18 protein-coding genes and 1 other annotated feature are annotated in these 15,613 nt (G+C 63.7%); of the genes, 9 read left to right on the top strand and 9 right to left on the bottom strand.

What is annotated here, in order from left to right; translation table 11 throughout:
* Positions 1 to 92 precede the first annotated feature (92 nt).
* Complete coding sequence (locus tag ACSBOB_RS17595; RefSeq protein ID WP_442577397.1) at positions 93 to 830, top strand: response regulator; 738 nt, start codon at positions 93 to 95, stop codon at positions 828 to 830.
* Entirely contained in the window at positions 827 to 2,440 is a 1,614-nt protein-coding gene (locus ACSBOB_RS17600; protein WP_442577398.1) for a hybrid sensor histidine kinase/response regulator, read from the top strand. Before ACSBOB_RS17595 ends, ACSBOB_RS17600 begins: the two co-directional genes overlap by 4 nt.
* Here the strand turns inward: ACSBOB_RS17600 and ACSBOB_RS17605 are convergent.
* Positions 2,437 to 2,898 (bottom strand): hypothetical protein, encoded by a 462-nt coding sequence (locus tag ACSBOB_RS17605; protein WP_442577399.1) that lies wholly within the window; start codon positions 2,896 to 2,898, stop codon positions 2,437 to 2,439. The genes ACSBOB_RS17600 and ACSBOB_RS17605 overlap by 4 nt on opposite strands.
* A 135-nt stretch (positions 2,899 to 3,033) precedes the next feature.
* Here ACSBOB_RS17605 and thrS point away from each other — a divergent pair, with 135 nt between their 5' ends.
* Positions 3,034 to 5,019: a threonine--tRNA ligase gene (gene thrS / locus ACSBOB_RS17610; RefSeq protein WP_442577400.1), complete on the top strand. Its 1,986-nt coding sequence runs from the start codon at positions 3,034 to 3,036 to the stop codon at positions 5,017 to 5,019.
* 81 nt (positions 5,020 to 5,100) lie between these two features.
* A complete protein-coding gene (locus ACSBOB_RS17615; RefSeq protein WP_442577401.1) occupies positions 5,101 to 6,066 on the top strand; it encodes a 1-acyl-sn-glycerol-3-phosphate acyltransferase in 966 nt (321 codons plus the stop codon).
* Between the two features lie 148 nt (positions 6,067 to 6,214).
* Here ACSBOB_RS17615 and ACSBOB_RS17620 read toward each other — a convergent pair whose 3' ends face one another.
* Together ACSBOB_RS17620 and ACSBOB_RS17625 are read right to left on the bottom strand one after the other, a co-directional pair.
* Positions 6,215 to 7,183, bottom strand: coding sequence for a hypothetical protein (locus tag ACSBOB_RS17620; protein ID WP_442577402.1), 969 nt, complete (start codon positions 7,181 to 7,183; stop codon positions 6,215 to 6,217).
* 52 nt (positions 7,184 to 7,235) lie between these two features.
* Positions 7,236 to 7,451: a hypothetical protein gene (locus tag ACSBOB_RS17625; protein WP_442577403.1), complete on the bottom strand. Its 216-nt coding sequence runs from the start codon at positions 7,449 to 7,451 to the stop codon at positions 7,236 to 7,238.
* On the opposite strand from ACSBOB_RS17625, the gene ACSBOB_RS17630 reads away from it, so the two are divergent.
* The 3 genes from ACSBOB_RS17630 to ACSBOB_RS17640 all read left to right on the top strand — a co-directional run bounded on the left by ACSBOB_RS17630 (position 7,435) and on the right by ACSBOB_RS17640 (position 9,056).
* Positions 7,435 to 8,019, top strand: a complete 585-nt coding sequence (locus ACSBOB_RS17630; RefSeq protein WP_442577404.1) for a nitroreductase family protein — start codon at positions 7,435 to 7,437, stop codon at positions 8,017 to 8,019. The genes ACSBOB_RS17625 and ACSBOB_RS17630 overlap by 17 nt on opposite strands.
* 3 nt (positions 8,020 to 8,022) lie before the next feature.
* Positions 8,023 to 8,628, top strand: a complete 606-nt coding sequence (locus ACSBOB_RS17635; RefSeq protein ID WP_442577405.1) for a flavin reductase family protein — start codon at positions 8,023 to 8,025, stop codon at positions 8,626 to 8,628.
* A 77-nt stretch (positions 8,629 to 8,705) separates the two neighbouring features.
* Complete coding sequence (locus ACSBOB_RS17640; RefSeq protein ID WP_442577406.1) at positions 8,706 to 9,056, top strand: hypothetical protein; 351 nt, start codon at positions 8,706 to 8,708, stop codon at positions 9,054 to 9,056.
* A gap of 63 nt (positions 9,057 to 9,119) precedes the next feature.
* Here ACSBOB_RS17640 and ACSBOB_RS17645 read toward each other — a convergent pair whose 3' ends face one another.
* Together ACSBOB_RS17645 and ACSBOB_RS17650 are read right to left on the bottom strand one after the other, a co-directional pair.
* Positions 9,120 to 9,989, bottom strand: a complete 870-nt coding sequence (locus ACSBOB_RS17645; RefSeq protein WP_442577407.1) for an HpcH/HpaI aldolase/citrate lyase family protein — start codon at positions 9,987 to 9,989, stop codon at positions 9,120 to 9,122.
* Positions 9,989 to 10,441 carry a MaoC family dehydratase gene (locus tag ACSBOB_RS17650; RefSeq protein WP_442577408.1) on the bottom strand — a complete coding sequence of 151 codons (453 nt, stop codon included), beginning with the start codon at positions 10,439 to 10,441 and terminating at the stop codon, positions 9,989 to 9,991. The genes ACSBOB_RS17645 and ACSBOB_RS17650 overlap by 1 nt, the downstream gene beginning before the upstream one ends.
* Before the next feature lie 255 nt (positions 10,442 to 10,696).
* Here ACSBOB_RS17650 and ACSBOB_RS17655 point away from each other — a divergent pair, with 255 nt between their 5' ends.
* Positions 10,697 to 11,818 (top strand): DUF2336 domain-containing protein, encoded by a 1,122-nt coding sequence (locus tag ACSBOB_RS17655; protein WP_442577409.1) that lies wholly within the window; start codon positions 10,697 to 10,699, stop codon positions 11,816 to 11,818.
* A 180-nt stretch (positions 11,819 to 11,998) separates the two neighbouring features.
* Here the strand turns inward: ACSBOB_RS17655 and ACSBOB_RS17660 are convergent, their stop codons facing one another.
* The 3 genes from ACSBOB_RS17660 to ACSBOB_RS17670 all read right to left on the bottom strand — a co-directional run bounded on the left by ACSBOB_RS17660 (position 11,999) and on the right by ACSBOB_RS17670 (position 13,990).
* A complete protein-coding gene (locus ACSBOB_RS17660; protein ID WP_442577410.1) occupies positions 11,999 to 12,340 on the bottom strand; it encodes a type II toxin-antitoxin system HicB family antitoxin in 342 nt (113 codons plus the stop codon).
* Complete coding sequence (locus tag ACSBOB_RS17665) at positions 12,337 to 12,873, bottom strand: type II toxin-antitoxin system HicA family toxin (RefSeq protein WP_442577411.1); 537 nt, start codon at positions 12,871 to 12,873, stop codon at positions 12,337 to 12,339. Before ACSBOB_RS17665 ends, ACSBOB_RS17660 begins: the two co-directional genes overlap by 4 nt.
* Positions 12,759 to 13,990, bottom strand: a protein-coding gene (locus tag ACSBOB_RS17670) for an IS3 family transposase (RefSeq protein WP_442577412.1) whose coding sequence is annotated in 2 segments (ribosomal slippage) — positions 12,759 to 13,702 and positions 13,702 to 13,990 — 1,233 coding nt in all. Because the reading frame shifts where the segments join, the coding sequence is not laid out codon by codon here. Before ACSBOB_RS17670 ends, ACSBOB_RS17665 begins: the two co-directional genes overlap by 115 nt.
* Positions 13,593 to 13,709: a sequence feature (AL1L pseudoknot), on the bottom strand. Its footprint overlaps the gene before it by 117 nt.
* An 89-nt stretch (positions 13,991 to 14,079) precedes the next feature.
* Here ACSBOB_RS17670 and tnpA point away from each other — a divergent pair.
* Positions 14,080 to 14,508 (top strand): IS200/IS605 family transposase, encoded by a 429-nt coding sequence (gene tnpA, locus ACSBOB_RS17675; RefSeq protein WP_442577413.1) that lies wholly within the window; start codon positions 14,080 to 14,082, stop codon positions 14,506 to 14,508.
* 157 nt (positions 14,509 to 14,665) lie between these two features.
* Here tnpA and ACSBOB_RS17680 read toward each other — a convergent pair whose 3' ends face one another.
* A complete protein-coding gene (locus ACSBOB_RS17680; RefSeq protein ID WP_442577414.1) occupies positions 14,666 to 15,490 on the bottom strand; it encodes an alpha/beta hydrolase in 825 nt (274 codons plus the stop codon).
* Positions 15,491 to 15,613 lie beyond the last annotated feature (123 nt).

Here is a 15,613-nt window from a genome sequence, read left to right on the forward strand (position 1 = left end):
CAGGAGGGCCGGCCCGTTGCTTTTGTATGAAGCCCGAGTTGCCGGGCCCGCCGGGAGCGGATATGCAGGAATCAGGGCAGACGGGAAGGGGTATGGACGCAAAGGGGCGCATCATTGCGGTGGACGACGAACCGGAAATCGGCGCCATGCTGGCCGAGTTCCTTGGCCGTTCGGGCTACGCGATCCGCACCGTACTCAACGGCGCCGCGCTCGACCGTGAACTGGCGCGGGAAGCAGCCGACCTGATCCTGCTCGACGTCAACATGCCGGGCGAAGACGGGTTCTCGGTGGCACGGCGGCTGCGTGGCGGTCCGCCTGTACGCATCATCATGCTGACCGCCGCCAACGAGGTCATCGATCGCGTCGTCGGGCTTGAAATCGGGGCGGACGATTATGTCGCCAAACCCTTCAATCTCAGGGAACTGCTTGCGCGTGTCCGCGCAGTGCTGCGCCGGCCGTTGACGGTATCGACGCAGATCGCACCGTCCGCTGCAGAGCCCGGGCGAGCGCCGGTCGAAGGTCCGCGGTTCGGCATGATGGTGCTGGACGATGCGGGCCGCGCCCTGATTGGCCCCGACGGCAGCCGCGACAAGCTCAGCGAAGCCGACTTCGCGCTTCTCTCAATCTTCGCGCGCCACCCGAACCGGGTGCTGACGCGTGAGAAACTCGGTGCCGCCATCGGTGCGGAGGCGGCCGGCGACAGCCGTGCGGTCGACATTCGCATCACCAGGCTGCGTCGGCGCGTTGAACGCAATCCGGCCCAGCCGCAGGTGATCAAGACGGTGCGTGGCGCCGGCTACATCTTCACCGGCATAGGCGAGGACGGATGAGCGGTTCAGCGCCCTGGGAGTTGCCAGAACTTGCCAGCCTCACCAAGCGCTTCCGCGATCTTCAGGAAACGGAAGCCGTCAGCGCGGCGGTAATCGCCTCCTCGCTCGACTGCATCGTCGTTTCCGACGAAGATGGGCGGGTGGTGGAATTCAACCCGGCGGCGCAGAGCACTTTCGGCTATTCGCGGGATGAGGCGGTCGGACGCTCATTGGCCGAACTCATCATCCCTCCCGCCATGCGGCAACTCCATACGGACGGGATGGAACGCTACATGCGCACCGGCATTCCGCGCGTGCTGGGGCGCAGGCTGGAACTCGAGGCCATGCGGCGGGACGGCAGCACCGTGCCGGTCGAACTCACCATTACCGAGGTGCGGCTGCCCGAGAGGCGGCTGTTCACCGCGCATCTGCGCGACCTGTCCGGCCGCAAGGCCGCCGAGGCCGAGATCGAACGCCAGCGCGAGAGCCTGTTCCAGTCTGAAAAAATGGCTGCGCTCGGCTCGCTGCTTGCAGGTGTCGCCCATGAACTGAACAATCCGCTGGCCGTGGTGCTTGGCCAGGCCACGATGCTGTGCGACGGATTCGCGGGGCCTGTTCCGGAGAGTGCTCGCGAGATCGAACGCCGGGCGAAGACCATCGAGCAGGCCGCCGAACGCTGCGCGCGTGTCGTGCGAAGCTTCCTGGCCATCGCCCGGCAGCGCAAGGCCGAACGGCGGGAAATCCATCTCCGCGAAGTCGTCGCGCAAGTGCTCGAGCTGCTCGCCTATGGCTTACGCACAGCTGGGATAGAGGTCGAAACCAGCATTCCCGCTGAATTGCCGGCGATCGGGGCCGACCCAGACCAGTTGCATCAAGTGCTGCTCAACCTGGTGGTGAATGCGCAGCAAGCACTTGAGACCAGGGAAGGCTCACGCAGGATCCTGATCTCGGCCGGTCAGGACGTAAGTGCCGATCAGTTGTGGATCACCATCGCCGATAATGGCCCAGGGATTCCGGAAACCATACGCAGCCGGGTGTTCGACCCATTCTTCACCACCAAGACTGTGGGCGAGGGCACCGGCATAGGTCTGGCTGTATCAAGGGGACTGGCCGAGGCCCATGGAGGTACATTGCGGCTGCTGGATGGCAGCCCGCTCGGCGGGGCTCATTTCGAGTTGCGGCTTCCGCACGGCGGCGCCACCTCGCAGGCGGCAACGGACGAGGCTCCAGCGCCGGCAGTCACGCGGGTCAGGAAGCGGCATGCGCTGGTGGTCGACGACGAGCCCGAGATAGCCCGGACACTTGCCGAGATCCTGGAACGGCGCGGCTACCAGTGTGCCTTGGCCGCCAATGGCGGGGAAGCGCGCGCACAGCTTGGTGATGGACCATGCGACCTGATCCTCTGCGACATCCGCATGCCCGACACGGACGGCCCGGCCTTCTATCGCTGGCTTGCGGAGAACCGGCCGGAACTGACCGAGCGCATCGTCTTCGTGACTGGCGACACGCTCGGGCCGGCCGCCGGCCGCTTCCTGGCGCAGAGCGGAGCGCCGGTGGTGGAGAAGCCGTTCATGCCGGCCGACATCTGGCGTGTGGTCGCGTCGTTGGAGCCGGCGGCGCCTTCTCGCTAACCAGTTGCCGTCAGCCGGGCGGGCGGCTCGAAACGGTCGACGTATGCGCGAGCACGCGGCAGCGCGTCGTGCAGAAATTGCTCGGGGCCACGCAGCCAAAGGCCGTCGATCGTTCGCGATTTCGCCTCAGATATCAGGACTTCTGGTGGCAACGGCACCAGTGTGTGCGACCAGCCGGGCATCAGCCGCTCTGCCTTGCGCACGCTGTGGAACAGCAGATGCGGCCATGCCGAAAAGCCGTGGTAGTCGAAAGCGAGTTTGCCGTCGGTGGCGATCACATGATTGCCGATCTGGCCGGGGCCTGGCTTGATCCAGACGGCGTCAAATCCCGCGCCGGAATATTTTTCGTGAAACGCATATGCAAGAATATGGCAGGCACCGCAGGCGAAGAACTGCCGGTCGCCCAGCGCCCATTGCATTTCCGGTTTGCGTTTGACGCTGCGTTTCAGGAGGAACATGGCGACGACCTTCGAGAATCATGGAGCATCGTGCTTTACGTTGCGGCCTTGCGTCACTAAAAGACCGCTCCTGCCGGGTCTTCCGGCATTTCCCCACCCGCGCTCGTTTGCGGGACTGGATAGCAGGAGCAAGTCATGTCCAACGTTTCCCTTTCATTCCCCGATGGCTCCGTCCGCGATTATGACGCGGCGACGACAGGCCTCGCATTGGCGGAATCGATCTCGAAGTCGCTCGCCAAGAAGGCGGTGGCTTATGCGCTCGACGGCGAATTGCGCGACCTCAGCGATCCGCTTGGCCGTTCCGGCAAGATCGAGATCGTGACGCGGGAAAGCCCGCGCGCGCTGGAATTGATCCGCCACGACGCCGCCCACGTGCTGGCAGAGGCCGTGCAGGAACTGTGGCCGGGCACGCAGGTGACCATCGGCCCGGTGATCGAGAACGGGTTCTATTACGACTTCGCCCGCAACGAGCCGTTCACGCCGGAAGACTTTCCGGTCATCGAGAAGAAGATGCGCGAGATCATCGCGCGCAACAGGCCCTTCACCAAGCAGGTGTGGGATCGCGACCATGCGCGAAAAGTTTTTCGCGACAAGGGCGAGGCCTACAAGGTCGAACTGATCGACGCCATTCCGGACGACCAGGATCTGAAGATCTACTATCAGGGCGACTGGTTCGACCTCTGCCGCGGCCCGCACATGGCCTCGACGGGCCAGATCGGCAACGCCTTCAAGCTGATGAAGGTGGCCGGCGCCTATTGGCGCGGCGACTCGAACAACCCGATGCTGACGCGCATCTACGGCACCGCCTGGGCGGACCAGGCCGAGCTCGACGCCTACATCACCATGCTGGAGGAGGCGGAGAAGCGCGACCACCGCAAGCTCGGTCGCGAGATGGATTTGTTCCATTTCCAGGAGGAAGGGCCGGGTGTCGTGTTCTGGCACTCAAAGGGCTGGAAGATGTTCCAGAACCTTGTCGCCTATATGCGCCGGCGGCTGAACGACCTCGACTACGAGGAAGTGAACGCGCCGCAGGTGCTGGACAAGAGCCTGTGGGAGACTTCCGGCCACTGGGGCTGGTATCGCGACGCGATGTTCAAGGTGACGGTGGCCGGCGACGACACAGACGACGACCGTGTGTTCGCGCTGAAACCGATGAACTGCCCGGGCCATGTCCAGATCTTCAAGCACGGCCTGAAGTCGTACCGCGATCTGCCGATAAAGCTTGCGGAATTCGGTGCCGTTCACCGCTACGAACCGTCCGGAGCGCTGCATGGGCTGATGCGGGTGCGCGGCTTCACGCAGGACGACGCGCACATCTTCTGCACGGAAGAGCAGCTTGCGGACGAGTGCCTCAAGATCAACGACCTGATCCTCACGACCTACGCCGATTTCGGGTTCACCGAGATCCAGGTGAAACTGTCGACGCGACCGGAAAAGCGCGTCGGCACGGATGCTGCCTGGGATCATGCCGAGGAGATCATGGGCAGTGTGCTCAAGACCATCGAGGCGCAGTCGGGCGGCAAGATAAAAACGTCGATCAACCCGGGCGAGGGCGCCTTCTACGGGCCTAAATTCGAATATGTGCTGAAGGACGCGATCGGCCGCGAGTGGCAGTGCGGCACCACGCAGGTCGACTTCAACCTGCCGGAGCGGTTCGGCGCCTTCTACATCGGCTCCGATTCGGAGAAGAAGCAGCCGGTGATGATCCACCGTGCCATCTGCGGCTCGATGGAGCGTTTCCTCGGCATCCTGATCGAGAACTATGCCGGCCATTTCCCGCTGTGGTTCGCACCGCAGCAGGTGGTTGTGGCGACGATCACCTCGGATGCCGACGACTACGCCGAGAAGGTGGTGGCACGGCTGAAGCGGGCTGGCCTCTCGGCGGTGGCGGATCTGCGCAACGAGAAGATCAACTACAAGGTGCGCGAACACAGCCTTGCCAAGGTGCCGGTCATCCTCGTCTGCGGAAAACGCGAGGCGGAGGAGGGCACCGTGAACATGCGCCGCCTGGGCTCGCGTGACCAGCAGTCGATGTCGCTGGACGAGGCCGTCGCGTCGCTGTCGGCCGAAGCGGTCGCGCCGGATCGCCGCCGCGCTGAAACGATCGCCGAAGCGGCCTGAAACGTCGAAGACGCGCCCGTTTGCGGGCGCGTCTTCTTGTCCTTCATACGACTGTCATCGGCTTGCCGTAGCCCGGTCGTAATGAAGACCGCGCGATCGAAGAGTCGGGACGACTTCCCGGAACTGTCCTATTCCAACGAGGCTCAGCCGCGGCTGAAGCGCTGGATCATCCGGGCTGTCGAAGGCTTGTCCGGCCGCAAGCGTTATGCCGCTCTCTATGCCATCTGGCGGACTGAGGTGCAGCGCGGCAGCCGGCGGTGCTTCGCGCGGCTGCTCGAACTCATAGACGTCGAGGTCCGCCACGACGCGGTTTGGCCGCCGGAGCGGCTCCCAGATACGCCGCTGGTGATGATCGCCAACCATCCGTTCGGCATTGGCGACGGCATCGCCATCCTGTCGTTGGCCGAAAAATTGGACCGGCCGTTTCGGGTGATGATCGCCGCGGACCTTCTGAAGATCCCCGAGATGGAGCCTTATGCGCTGCCGGTCGATTTTTCCGAGACCAAGGAGGCGCTGAGGAACAATCTCGCCGTTCGCCACGAGGCGGTCCGCCTGCTGAAGGAAGGCGTGACGGTGGTGATCTTTCCGGCCGGCGGTGTGGCGACGGCACCAAAAGTTCTCGGCCGCGCCCAGGACCTGCCGTGGAAGATCTTTGTCGCTCGTCTCGTTCAGGATGCGAAGGCTTCGGTCATCCCTATCCATTTCGAGGGGCAGAACGGCCGCCTGTTCCATCTGGTCAGCAAATACATGAACCTGGCCGAGCGGGACGGCAAGATTGCACGGTTTGTCGGCAATTTGTCGCTGACGCTCAGGCTGTCGTTGCTGGTGCGCGAATTCGCGCGGCTCTGCGGAAAATCCATCGAGGCACGGATCGGCGCCGTCATGCCATGGGCGTCATTGGAGCCGTTGCGTGATCGAAAGCTGTTGCTCGGGCGGCTGCAGGAGGCGGTGCGCGATCTGAAGCCGGCTGAAACCGCCGCGCCTCCGGCAAGACTGCGTCTCGTCCGCATGGGGCGCCGCCGAGAGGAAACGCGTTCGGCGGCCTAGGGCCTGTTGATATTCAGGTCAGAGCGGGCTGCAAATGGCACTTTTCTGCGCTTCCGGTGCTCATGTATCTCCACGTACACTCCGCTCCGGTTCTCAAAAAGCGCCATTTTCGCCTCGCCCTGACCTGAATCTCAACAGGCCCTAGCCGTCAATCGGCGCCCTCGACCGCCGTCGGCGTGCTTTCGTCGGCGATGACCTCGACTTCGGCGTTATTCCCGGCTTCCACGGTGAAGTCGCGCTGGTAGATGTGGTCGCGATTCTTGGCGACGATGGTGTAGTCGCCCTCCGCCAGCACCATGGAGGCGAAGGCGCCGACGCTTTCGCGCACGGGGTCGCCGGAATTGGTCTGTACCGACCACGACGTGTCGGCGATCGCCTCGCCACCGGCCTGCCGCACCAGTTTCATCGTCATTTCGGCCGCGCGGTGCTCGACCGTCGCCTCGGTCAGCTTTCCGGCCTCGACCTTGATGTCGGAGCGGATGACGGCGTTGACGTTCCCGTAGGTGGAAACGACGTGGTAGACGCCGGCATTCAGCCGGATGACGGTGTTGGGGCTGACGTCGGGAAGGATCAGGGCGCGCTCTCCGCTGCCCGGTTTTGCCTCCGCCTCATAGATCGAAAAACGCAGCTTGTCGGAAGGGATGCCCAGCCCACCGGAATTTTCCGCGTCGAGCTTCAGCCCGCCAGCGTCGAGCACGAAGGCTTCCCGCTTGGCATCGGCGCCGACCGATATTCGCTTGGTGGCGCCGGCGCGGCCATAGGAGGCGTGGACCAGATATTGCCCGGGCGTCAGGTCGAAGGACTGCGTGCCCCCCTTGGCCGAGGCGACGAGGCGCAGCTTGCCATCGGCGCCAGGCTCGGTCTCGAAGATGCGCCAGACCAGCCCGCGCGTGATGTCGCCGCCGTCGTTGATCAATTGCGCGGCCAGCGTGATGCGGCCGAGACCGGCGGTCGCCAGTGGCGAGGTGTTTTGCGCCGGCGCGTAGGTCGACAGGCCGGGCAGTTCGAGTTTCTTCAGCCGGTCGCCAAGTTCCTGCGCGGTGCCGATGCCCGGCGCGACGGTCAGGGCGGCAACGCCGAAAGCAAGGAGCAGGTTGCGTAGTGTTCGCACGGTCATGGTTTGCCATGAAGCCCAAGGCGGTGGCAATTTCAAGACAGGGACGCAAGCTTCAGGCGACGCTTGCCCGCAGGCGGCGGCTTGCCGTATTGCCGATGCTCACATATCTGAATGAACGTTCCGGTTTCGCCAGCCGCGATTTTTCGGCTGGACCCGACTGAAGCAAGATAAACCACTCCGCGCCCGCCGGCGCAGCCAGAGCCGCCGTTCGCGACGTGCCCAGCCAGAAAACCCGAAAGAAAGAAAAAGATATGGCGTCGCCGATCATCGACTTCATGCTCGCCCGCGGCTCTGCCCCCATCCACGAACTGAAAGGTCCCGGCCCGACCGACGACGAGATCGCGCTGATGCTTAAGATCGCCACACGCATTCCCGACCATGGCAGGCTGGAGCCCTGGCGCTTCATCCTCTATCGCGGCGACGTCCGCCACCGGATCGGCGAGGCGCTGGCCGAACTGGTCGACAAGGTCGAGGGGCCGCAGCCGGAAGGCCGCAAGCAGAAGGAGCGCGAGCGGTTTTCGCGCGCCCCGCTCGTCATCGGCGTGGTTTCGAGCCCGAAACCCAACATGAAGATCCCGGAATGGGAGATGTTCCTGTCGGGAGGTGCTGCGGCGATGAGCCTGCTGGTCGCCGCCGGTGGTCTCGGCTACGGTGCCAACTGGATCAGCAATTGGTATTCGGAAGTGCCGGAGGGCCGAACCCTGCTCGGTCTCGCGCCGCACGAGAGGGTCATCGGCTTCGTCCATATCGGCAACTATGCCGGTCCCGCGCCCGAGCGTCCTCGCCCCGACGTTTCGAAACTCTATGCGGATTATTCCGGTCCCTGGAAGGAATAGGCGGTGTTCTACGAGCCCTCGAATGGCCATGGGCTGCCGCACGATCCGTTCAAGGCGATCGTCGCGCCGCGGCCGATCGGCTGGATCTCGACGCTGAGCAAGGCCGGGCAGGTCAACCTCGCGCCCTATTCCTTCTTCAACGCGTTTTCGTCGCGGCCTTATCTGGTGTGGTTCTCGTCGGAGGGCAACAAGGATAGCGCGACCTTTGCGCAGGAGACCGGTGAGTTCGTCGCCAATCTGGTCGGCCGCGACCTGGCGGAACACATGAACCGCACCTCTGTGAATGCGCCCCGAGGCGTCAACGAGTTCGATTATGCCAGGTTGAAGCCGGCGCCGTCGCGGCTGGTCAAGCCGCCACGCGTCGCCGGCGCGCCGGCCGCACTGGAATGCAAGGTGACCGAGGTGATCCATCCCAGGACGCTCGACGGGGTTTCGGATGTCTCCGTGGTGGTCGGCCAGGTCGTCGGCGTGTTCATCGATGACGCCTATCTGACCGACGGCATGTTCGACACAGCCAAGGCCGGCAATGTCGCCCGCCTCGGATATCTGGACTACGCGCGGGTCGATGAGACATTTTCGATGCGGCGCCCGAAATGGGAAGAGGGCTGACCTTACGGCATCCATCCATACCCTATACAGAACCGTTCTTACATTTTAAGTATAGAGCGGGTTTTGTGGGGGTAACTATGAAGACCGCATTTCGTTCTTGCGCCGTTTTTCTCGGCGTGGCCATGATTGCCGGCTGTACGCTGACGGAGGGCCAGTTCAACAATATGCAGGCGACGATTGGGGGAAGCCCCGCAGCGAAGCGGCAAGCGATCTCCGAATGCATGGTGCGTCAGAAGGCGAGGCCGCTTTCGGAGAAGAAGAATGACTCGGTAATGCTCAATATCGGGCTGTCCAATTTCCCGGCGACTTACTGCACACGGCTGTGGAACGCCACTGCCGCGGGACGGATTACTTATGCAGACTACCTGAAGCTCAGTCAGCCGACAGCCGACAGCAGCAAGGTCATTCGGATCATGCAGGGGCGGTAGCAACGGCCTGAGTTGTGGCAGGACGAAGGTTGCCGAGAGCCGCCCTTTCGTTCCGCCAACGGTTCAGCCGATCTTCACCCGCGCCAGCAGCCGCTCGGCGCGGCGGAGATGCGGGCGGTCGAACATCTTTCCGCCGATCCCGACCACGCCGGGGTTGCCGGCGGCGGCGAAGGCTTCGATCACCATGCGCGCTTCGGACAGCGCCTCGGGCGAGGGCGTGAATGCCTCGTTGATGACAGCCACCTGGTCGGGGTGTATCGCCATCTTGCCCGTAAAGCCGTCGCGTTCGGCCTCCAGGCATTCGCTCCGCAGGCCGTCAGAATCGCGAAAATTGACGAACACCGTGTCGATCGCCGCCGTCTCGGCGGCTGATGCCGCCAGCAGCGTGAACGAGCGGGCGAGCCGGAAGAGGTCGGTGTAGCGGCCGTTTTCGTCGCGTGTGGCGCGCGCGCCGATCGCCGCTGACAGGTCCTCCGCGCCCCAGGTGACACCGGACAGGCGCGGATTGCCGCGGCCGTAGGTGCTCGCGCCGAACACGCCGGCGGCGGTTTCGGAGATGATCGGCAGGATGCGGATCGCCCCGTCGGGCAGGCCGTTTTCGGCCTCCCGCACGCGCAGTTTTGCCGACAGCCGCTCGATATCGGCAAGTCCGTCCGCCTTGGGCAGCATGATGCCGTCCGGCCTTGCCGAAATCACCGCCCGCAGATCGTCGTCCAGCAGGCCAGACGCGAAGTCGTTGACGCGCACATAGATCGCGGCCTTCGTCTCGCCACGCCGGCTGCGGATCACATCGGCGGCCAGCGTCCGCGCAGCCGCCTTGTTCTGCGGCGAGACAGAATCCTCAAGGTCGATCAGCAATACGTCGGCGGCCGACGAGAAACCCTTTTCCAGCTTGCGCTCCGAATCCCCCGGGACAAACAGCAGCGAGCGCATCAGGCAGGCCTTTTCAGCAGCATCGTCTGGCGCAGGCAGCGCGCCACCAGCACGTCGTTCTGATTGTATGCACGGTGCTCCATCTCGACGATGCCCCTGTCCGGCCTGGATCTCGATTCCCGCACCGTCTTGATCTCGGTCTCGACCCTCACCGTGTCGCCGTGAAACAGCGGGTGGGGAAACACTGTCTCGGTCATGCCGAGATTGCCGACAAGCGTGCCGAGCGTCGTGTCATGCACCGAGATGCCGATCATCAGGCCGAGCGTGAACAGCGAATTGACCAGCGGCTTGCCCCATTCGCTCTTCGCCGCGAAGTCGAAGTCGATATGCAGCGGCTGCGGGTTGAGCGTCATGGCCGAGAACAGCATGTTGTCACTCTCGGTCACGCTTTTCCTCAACTGATGCCGGATCACCAGTCCCGGCCGGCAGTCCTCCAGATACAAACCCGCCATGCGACCCTCCTGTCCGGCAACCTTGCTAATCCGCTAGGCGGCTGCCCGCAAGCCGCGAAAGCAGGAGACGGGTCCGCGCGATCTTCGTGGCAGGGACCCTGTCCCCAGCCTGGGTTGCACGGCCGGCACTGTCAGGAGAAGCCGCCGCTGCCTGCCCGTAAGCCATTAAAAAACATGGTGAACGCTTCGTAAACCATTTCTGCCTACGGTTGACGCGGGGCAAGTATCGAGTCTTCGGGGCAACGGGTAGGCTGTATGATCGTGTCGCAATTCCTGAAATGGGTCCACACGGCGCGTGTCTCCGAAAGGGCCTATGCGGCCGGACTGCTGGCGCGGGCCTTCGTCGAAAACCAGTTCGCCCTGGAGGACCGTTGCGCCGCGGAAGCCGCATTGACGCTGCTGCTCGACGATCCGTCGTGGAAGGTGCGGCTGGCGTTGGCCGAGGCGCTGTCGATGAGCCGCCATGCGCCGTTGCAGATCATCAGCGCGCTGGCCTCCGACCAGCCGGAGGTGGCAAGCCTGATCATCGGCCGTTCGCCGCTGATCACCGATCTCGACCTGATCGACCGTGTCGCCTCTGGCTCGAACGCCACTCAGATCCTGATCGCGCAACGCTCCGCCGTTTCCATGTCGGTGTCGGCCGCGCTGGCCGAGGTCGGCGAGCCTGACGCCTGCCTGGCCCTGTTCGCCAATCCGGGCGCCGACATCGCCTCCATCAGCTTCCGTCGTATCGCCGAGCGTTTTGGCGACATGCCCTCGGTGCGCGAGGCGATGATCGCCGATGGCCGGCTGCCATCCGATTGCCGCCACATGCTTTTGGTCAAGCTCGGCGAGGCGCTGAGCCGTGCGCCGCTGGTCCGTGCGCTGATGGGTCAGGCACGCGCCGAAAGGGTGATGCGCGACGCCTGCGTAAAGGCGTCGATCACGGTAATCGAGGGCACCCGGGCGGACGAGCACGGCGCGCTGATCGAACATCTGCGGCTGCGCGGCGACCTGACCGCCTCGTTCCTCATCCGCGCCGTGGCGCACGGCAAGATCGATTTCTTCGGCTCGGCCATGGTGGCGCTGACCGGCCAGGCGGAACACCGGGTGCGGTCGCTGCTGTTGGGTGGCGGCGACGGCGCCGTCTCGGCCTTGATGCGCGGCGCCGGCCTCGGCACTGGGACCCACAACGTGATCATGCGCGCGCTGAAAGTCTGGCGCGAGGTGGCCAGGGGCAAGCAGGTCGCCGGTGTCCAGGAAGTGTCGTGGCTGATGCTCAGGGAACTCGGCGGGCCGAACGCACAAGGCGAACTGGCGGGCCTGCTGAAGTCGATCCATTTGGACGTGCTGCGCGAGAATGCACGCGGCCATGCGTTGGCGATCGCGGCCGCGTGAGGAGCCTGCCCAATCGGGTTCTGTTCCTGCCTTGCGCGGAAATCATCGAGTTTCCTTGAAAACACCCGACAAAGCAGACCCAGATCAAGGCTGTCGGGGCGCGTTTCCAACCTGAGTTCGTAGATTATTCCGGAGTCACGCCCGTGGCGACAACACTTCCGACGAGGCGGTGGGGGCGTTTTATTGGGATGCCACCGCCGCATCTTTGATTGCCCCGGCGACCCACTCATTCAGGCTCTTGCCTTCTGCCGCCGCTGCCATCGCGGCAGTGGCGTGGTCGGCAGGGTCGAGGCGGACATTGAAACGCCCTGAAAAACGCCGGCGGGGCTCAATGCCCTTCTCCTTGCAGAGATCGAAGAAGAATGAGAGCGATTTCCGGCCCTCGGCGACCAGATCTGTCACGCTATCCGCGTAAAAGTCCGCGCCTCCATTCAGGCCGATAAACTCTCCCCTGAATTTCTGAATGTCGGGATCGTAGGCGACAACCGCCTTCTCTCCGTCGATCTCGATGATGTTCATCATGGCCTTACTCCGTGTTCGTCCAGCCATTTTCGTATGCTCGCAACTGCCCCCTTGTCGGTATCCGGTGACGGGTGCGGACGATGGAAAACGCGCACTTCGCCAAAGAGGACGACGCCGACTCGCGAGCCTTCCCGTTCGCTGACCTCCGCGCCGAGCGCCACAAAAAGAGCTTCGACATCTCCCCAGCGAACCGAACCGCTTGCCGGTCGGGCGAATATCAGTTCCAGCGTGGCGCGATGACGTTTCTTCACCGTATGGATGGTACTATAATATAGTACCATTTTGCAAGGCGCTTCAGTGTGAGCCAGAGGGAGCGTTTTTAGAGTCCCCGATAGGGGATCAGGAAACCCCACGCCTTTAGGCGGCTGGGATTGAGTCGTGAACCGCGCCGGGTTTGCCGGAGGCCGTTTGGTTTGAGTCACGCCGCCATGGCTGGTTTGTCCAGCATGGCGTAGTAGCGTGCCTCGGCTTCGGCCGGCGGGATGTTGCCGATGGGCTCCAGCAGCCGGCGATTGTTGAACCAGTCCACCCATTCCAGCGTCGCGAACTCGACGACCTCGAAGGAGCGCCACGGCCCGCGCCGGTGAATGACCTCGGCCTTGTAGAGTCCGTTGATCGTCTCGGCCAGCGCGTTGTCATAGGAATCGCCGACGCTGCCGACCGATGGCTCGACACCGGCCTCGGCCAGGCGCTCGGTGTATTTGATCGACACGTATTGGCTGCCCCTGTCGCTGTGGTGAACCAGGCCGCCGCCATGGAGCGGACGCCGGTCATGAAGCGCCTGCTCCAGAGCATCGAGGACGAAGCCGGCATGCGCCGATCGGCTCGCCCGCCAGCCGACGATCCGGCGGGCATAGGCGTCGATGACGAAGGCTACTACGTAGACGAAGCCGGCCCAGGTCGCGACATAGGTGAAGTCGGAGACCCACAGCCTGTTCGGCGCCTGCGCGTGGAACTGGCGATTGACCTGATCCAGCGGACAGGGCGCGGTCCTGTCGCTGATCGTCGTCTTCACCGGCTTGCCGCGGATCGCCCCTTCGAGGCCCATTTCCCGCATCAGCCGCGAGACGGCGCAGCGGGCGACGTCGAAGCCTTCCCGCCTGAGCTGCCGCCAGACCTTGCGCACGCCGTAGACGCGGAAGTTCTCCTCGAACACGCGCCGCACCTCGATCTTGAGTTCCTCATCCCGCTTCGCCCGCGCCGACAGCCGGGAGGGATCGCGCCGCTTGGCGACATGGTCGTGGTAGGTCGACGGGGCGATCGGCAGCACCTTGCAGATCGGCTCGACCCCATGCGCCTCGCGGTGATCGTCGATGAACGCGATCATGGCTTGAACCGGCGGTCGAGCTCCGCCATCGCAAAATAAGCGCTCGCCTTGCGCAGGATCTCGTTGGCCTGACGCAGCTCCCGGTTCTCCCGCTCCAGAGCCTTCAGCTTCTCGGCGACCTCGGTGGGAAGGCCGGCGCGCACGCCGCTGTCCACCTCAGCCTTCTTCACCCATCCATTGAGCGACTGCGCCGTGCAGCCGATCTTTGCCGCGATCGAGGACACCGCTGCCCAGCGTGATGAATGCTCGCTTTCGTGGTCCAAAACCATGCGCACCGCGCGGGCGCGCACTTCGGGAGAAAACCTGTTCGTCGTCTTGCTCATGATGGCTCCACCTTCTCAAGGTTTGGAGCCTCCGGCAAACCCGGCGCGGTTCAGCTGGGATTGAGTCGCATCCTGTGTAGATTGGCTTTATGGAAGCGTACAAGCGTGGCAGCCACACAGCTTGGGACTGTAAGTATCATCTGGTGTGGGTGACGAAGTACCGCTACGCGGTGCTTGGCGGTGATGTCGGCAACCGCTGCCGAGAATTGCTACGGGAGACTGCGCGAGCGCACGAGATGGTCATTCACGCCGGGTCGATCAACCGTGACCATGTGCATATGCTGTTGTCGATCCCGCCGCGCCTGTCTGTATCGCGCGCCGTGCAGCACCTGAAAGGGCGCAGTTCGCACAAGTTGCTGAGTGAGTTCGGGATATTGCGCAAGCGCTACTGGGGTCAGCATCTGTGGGCGCGGGGCTATTGGGTGACGACGAGCGGCAACGTCACGGACGAGATGTGGATGGAGTACATTAAGAACCAGATGCCACCCGAGCCCGATGACGAGTTCAACGTGACGTGAGTGAATGCCGCGTCCGCCGACGGCGGACCGATCCGGCTTTGAGCCGTAACCCGAAGCCACCGCCTCTTAGGCGGTGGAGCATTCACATCGTTGCTGCGTAGGGCCGTCCGTCAGATTGGCTAAACCGCAGGGAACCAAACTCACCTTGTTGTTTCGATCATTCCGTTGGATTTCCCGCCGGCAGCGCATCAGTGAACGCTACAACGTTGGTGATCAGCGCCGCCGACCAGATGTCGTTGTGCCCCCGCCCGTGCTGAACCCTGAAAATCTTGGGTTCGCTCGCCAGCAAAAACAGCCGTTCACCCGACGATAGCGGTATCAGGCCGTCGATCTCGCCATGCAGGAACAGTTTCGGCGTGTCGACCCGCGCGATCCTGAGATTGGAACGGAAACTGTCCTTGAGCAGCCATTTCACCGGCACATACGGGTAGTGTTGTTGCGCCACGGCTGAAATGGAATCGTAGGGCGACACCAGCACGAGCGCAGCAACCTTGCGTTCCAAGGCTGTGTTCACCGCGACGCCGCTTCCGAGCGAGCGGCCAAGCAGGATGATCGGGCCGGCCTTCTTGGCGGCAAGCCAGTCGAATGCCGCAAGCCCGTCGAGCAGCAGGCCGGTTTCGGATGGCGAGCCGCTCGATCCTGGATAGCCGCGATAGGAAAATGCCAGAAGACCAAGACCTTCTGCGGCGAAGACGTCGGCGAGGAAACTGTAGTGGATGATGTTGTCGCCGTTTCCGGGAAAGAGCAGCAGCGTCGGTTTTCCCGGCTGCGCGGGCCGATGCAGCGCGGCCAGCCTTTCGCCGTCGGGCGTGTCGATCCGCACCCATTCGCCCCACGGCGCGTCATTCGGCATCCACTCGCCGGTCGCGCCGGGAAAAAGCAGCGACCGCTGCCAGAAATACATGGCGGCGACGATCGCCAGATAGCCGAGGACGGCAACGATCAGCAGCGATTTCAGGACGGTCCACAACCACGACACCATTGGGGATCCCGGTCGCCTGCGAGCAGAAATGCCGTTCTTATCCCAAGTCTGCAGGGTATTGGAACTCTGGCAACGCCGGTTAGCAGGAGCCCCGAACGATGCGCCGTTCGACGCGGACAGCAC

The organism is Mesorhizobium sp. KACC 23794 (genome assembly GCF_052180275.1).
Lineage (GTDB): Bacteria > Pseudomonadota > Alphaproteobacteria > Rhizobiales > Rhizobiaceae > Kumtagia.

Coding starts and splice junctions, on each gene's coding strand:
- ACSBOB_RS17640 (WP_442577406.1), top strand. CDS start 8,706: ATGAAGACCGCATTTCGTTCTTGCGCCGTTTTTCTCGGCGTGGCCATG.
- ACSBOB_RS17625 (WP_442577403.1), bottom strand. CDS start 7,451: ATGATCGGCGACGCCATATCTTTTTCTTTCTTTCGGGTTTTCTGGCTG.
- ACSBOB_RS17600 (WP_442577398.1), top strand. CDS start 827: ATGAGCGGTTCAGCGCCCTGGGAGTTGCCAGAACTTGCCAGCCTCACC.
- ACSBOB_RS17615 (WP_442577401.1), top strand. CDS start 5,101: ATGAAGACCGCGCGATCGAAGAGTCGGGACGACTTCCCGGAACTGTCC.
- ACSBOB_RS17620 (WP_442577402.1), bottom strand. CDS start 7,183: ATGACCGTGCGAACACTACGCAACCTGCTCCTTGCTTTCGGCGTTGCC.
- ACSBOB_RS17655 (WP_442577409.1), top strand. CDS start 10,697: ATGATCGTGTCGCAATTCCTGAAATGGGTCCACACGGCGCGTGTCTCC.
- ACSBOB_RS17680 (WP_442577414.1), bottom strand. CDS start 15,490: ATGGTGTCGTGGTTGTGGACCGTCCTGAAATCGCTGCTGATCGTTGCC.
- ACSBOB_RS17595 (WP_442577397.1), top strand. CDS start 93: ATGGACGCAAAGGGGCGCATCATTGCGGTGGACGACGAACCGGAAATC.
- ACSBOB_RS17630 (WP_442577404.1), top strand. CDS start 7,435: ATGGCGTCGCCGATCATCGACTTCATGCTCGCCCGCGGCTCTGCCCCC.
- ACSBOB_RS17645 (WP_442577407.1), bottom strand. CDS start 9,989: ATGCGCTCGCTGCTGTTTGTCCCGGGGGATTCGGAGCGCAAGCTGGAA.
- tnpA (WP_442577413.1), top strand. CDS start 14,080: ATGGAAGCGTACAAGCGTGGCAGCCACACAGCTTGGGACTGTAAGTAT.
- ACSBOB_RS17605 (WP_442577399.1), bottom strand. CDS start 2,898: ATGTTCCTCCTGAAACGCAGCGTCAAACGCAAACCGGAAATGCAATGG.
- ACSBOB_RS17665 (WP_442577411.1), bottom strand. CDS start 12,873: ATGGGTGGACTGGTTCAACAATCGCCGGCTGCTGGAGCCCATCGGCAA.
- thrS (WP_442577400.1), top strand. CDS start 3,034: ATGTCCAACGTTTCCCTTTCATTCCCCGATGGCTCCGTCCGCGATTAT.
- ACSBOB_RS17660 (WP_442577410.1), bottom strand. CDS start 12,340: ATGATGAACATCATCGAGATCGACGGAGAGAAGGCGGTTGTCGCCTAC.
- ACSBOB_RS17650 (WP_442577408.1), bottom strand. CDS start 10,441: ATGGCGGGTTTGTATCTGGAGGACTGCCGGCCGGGACTGGTGATCCGG.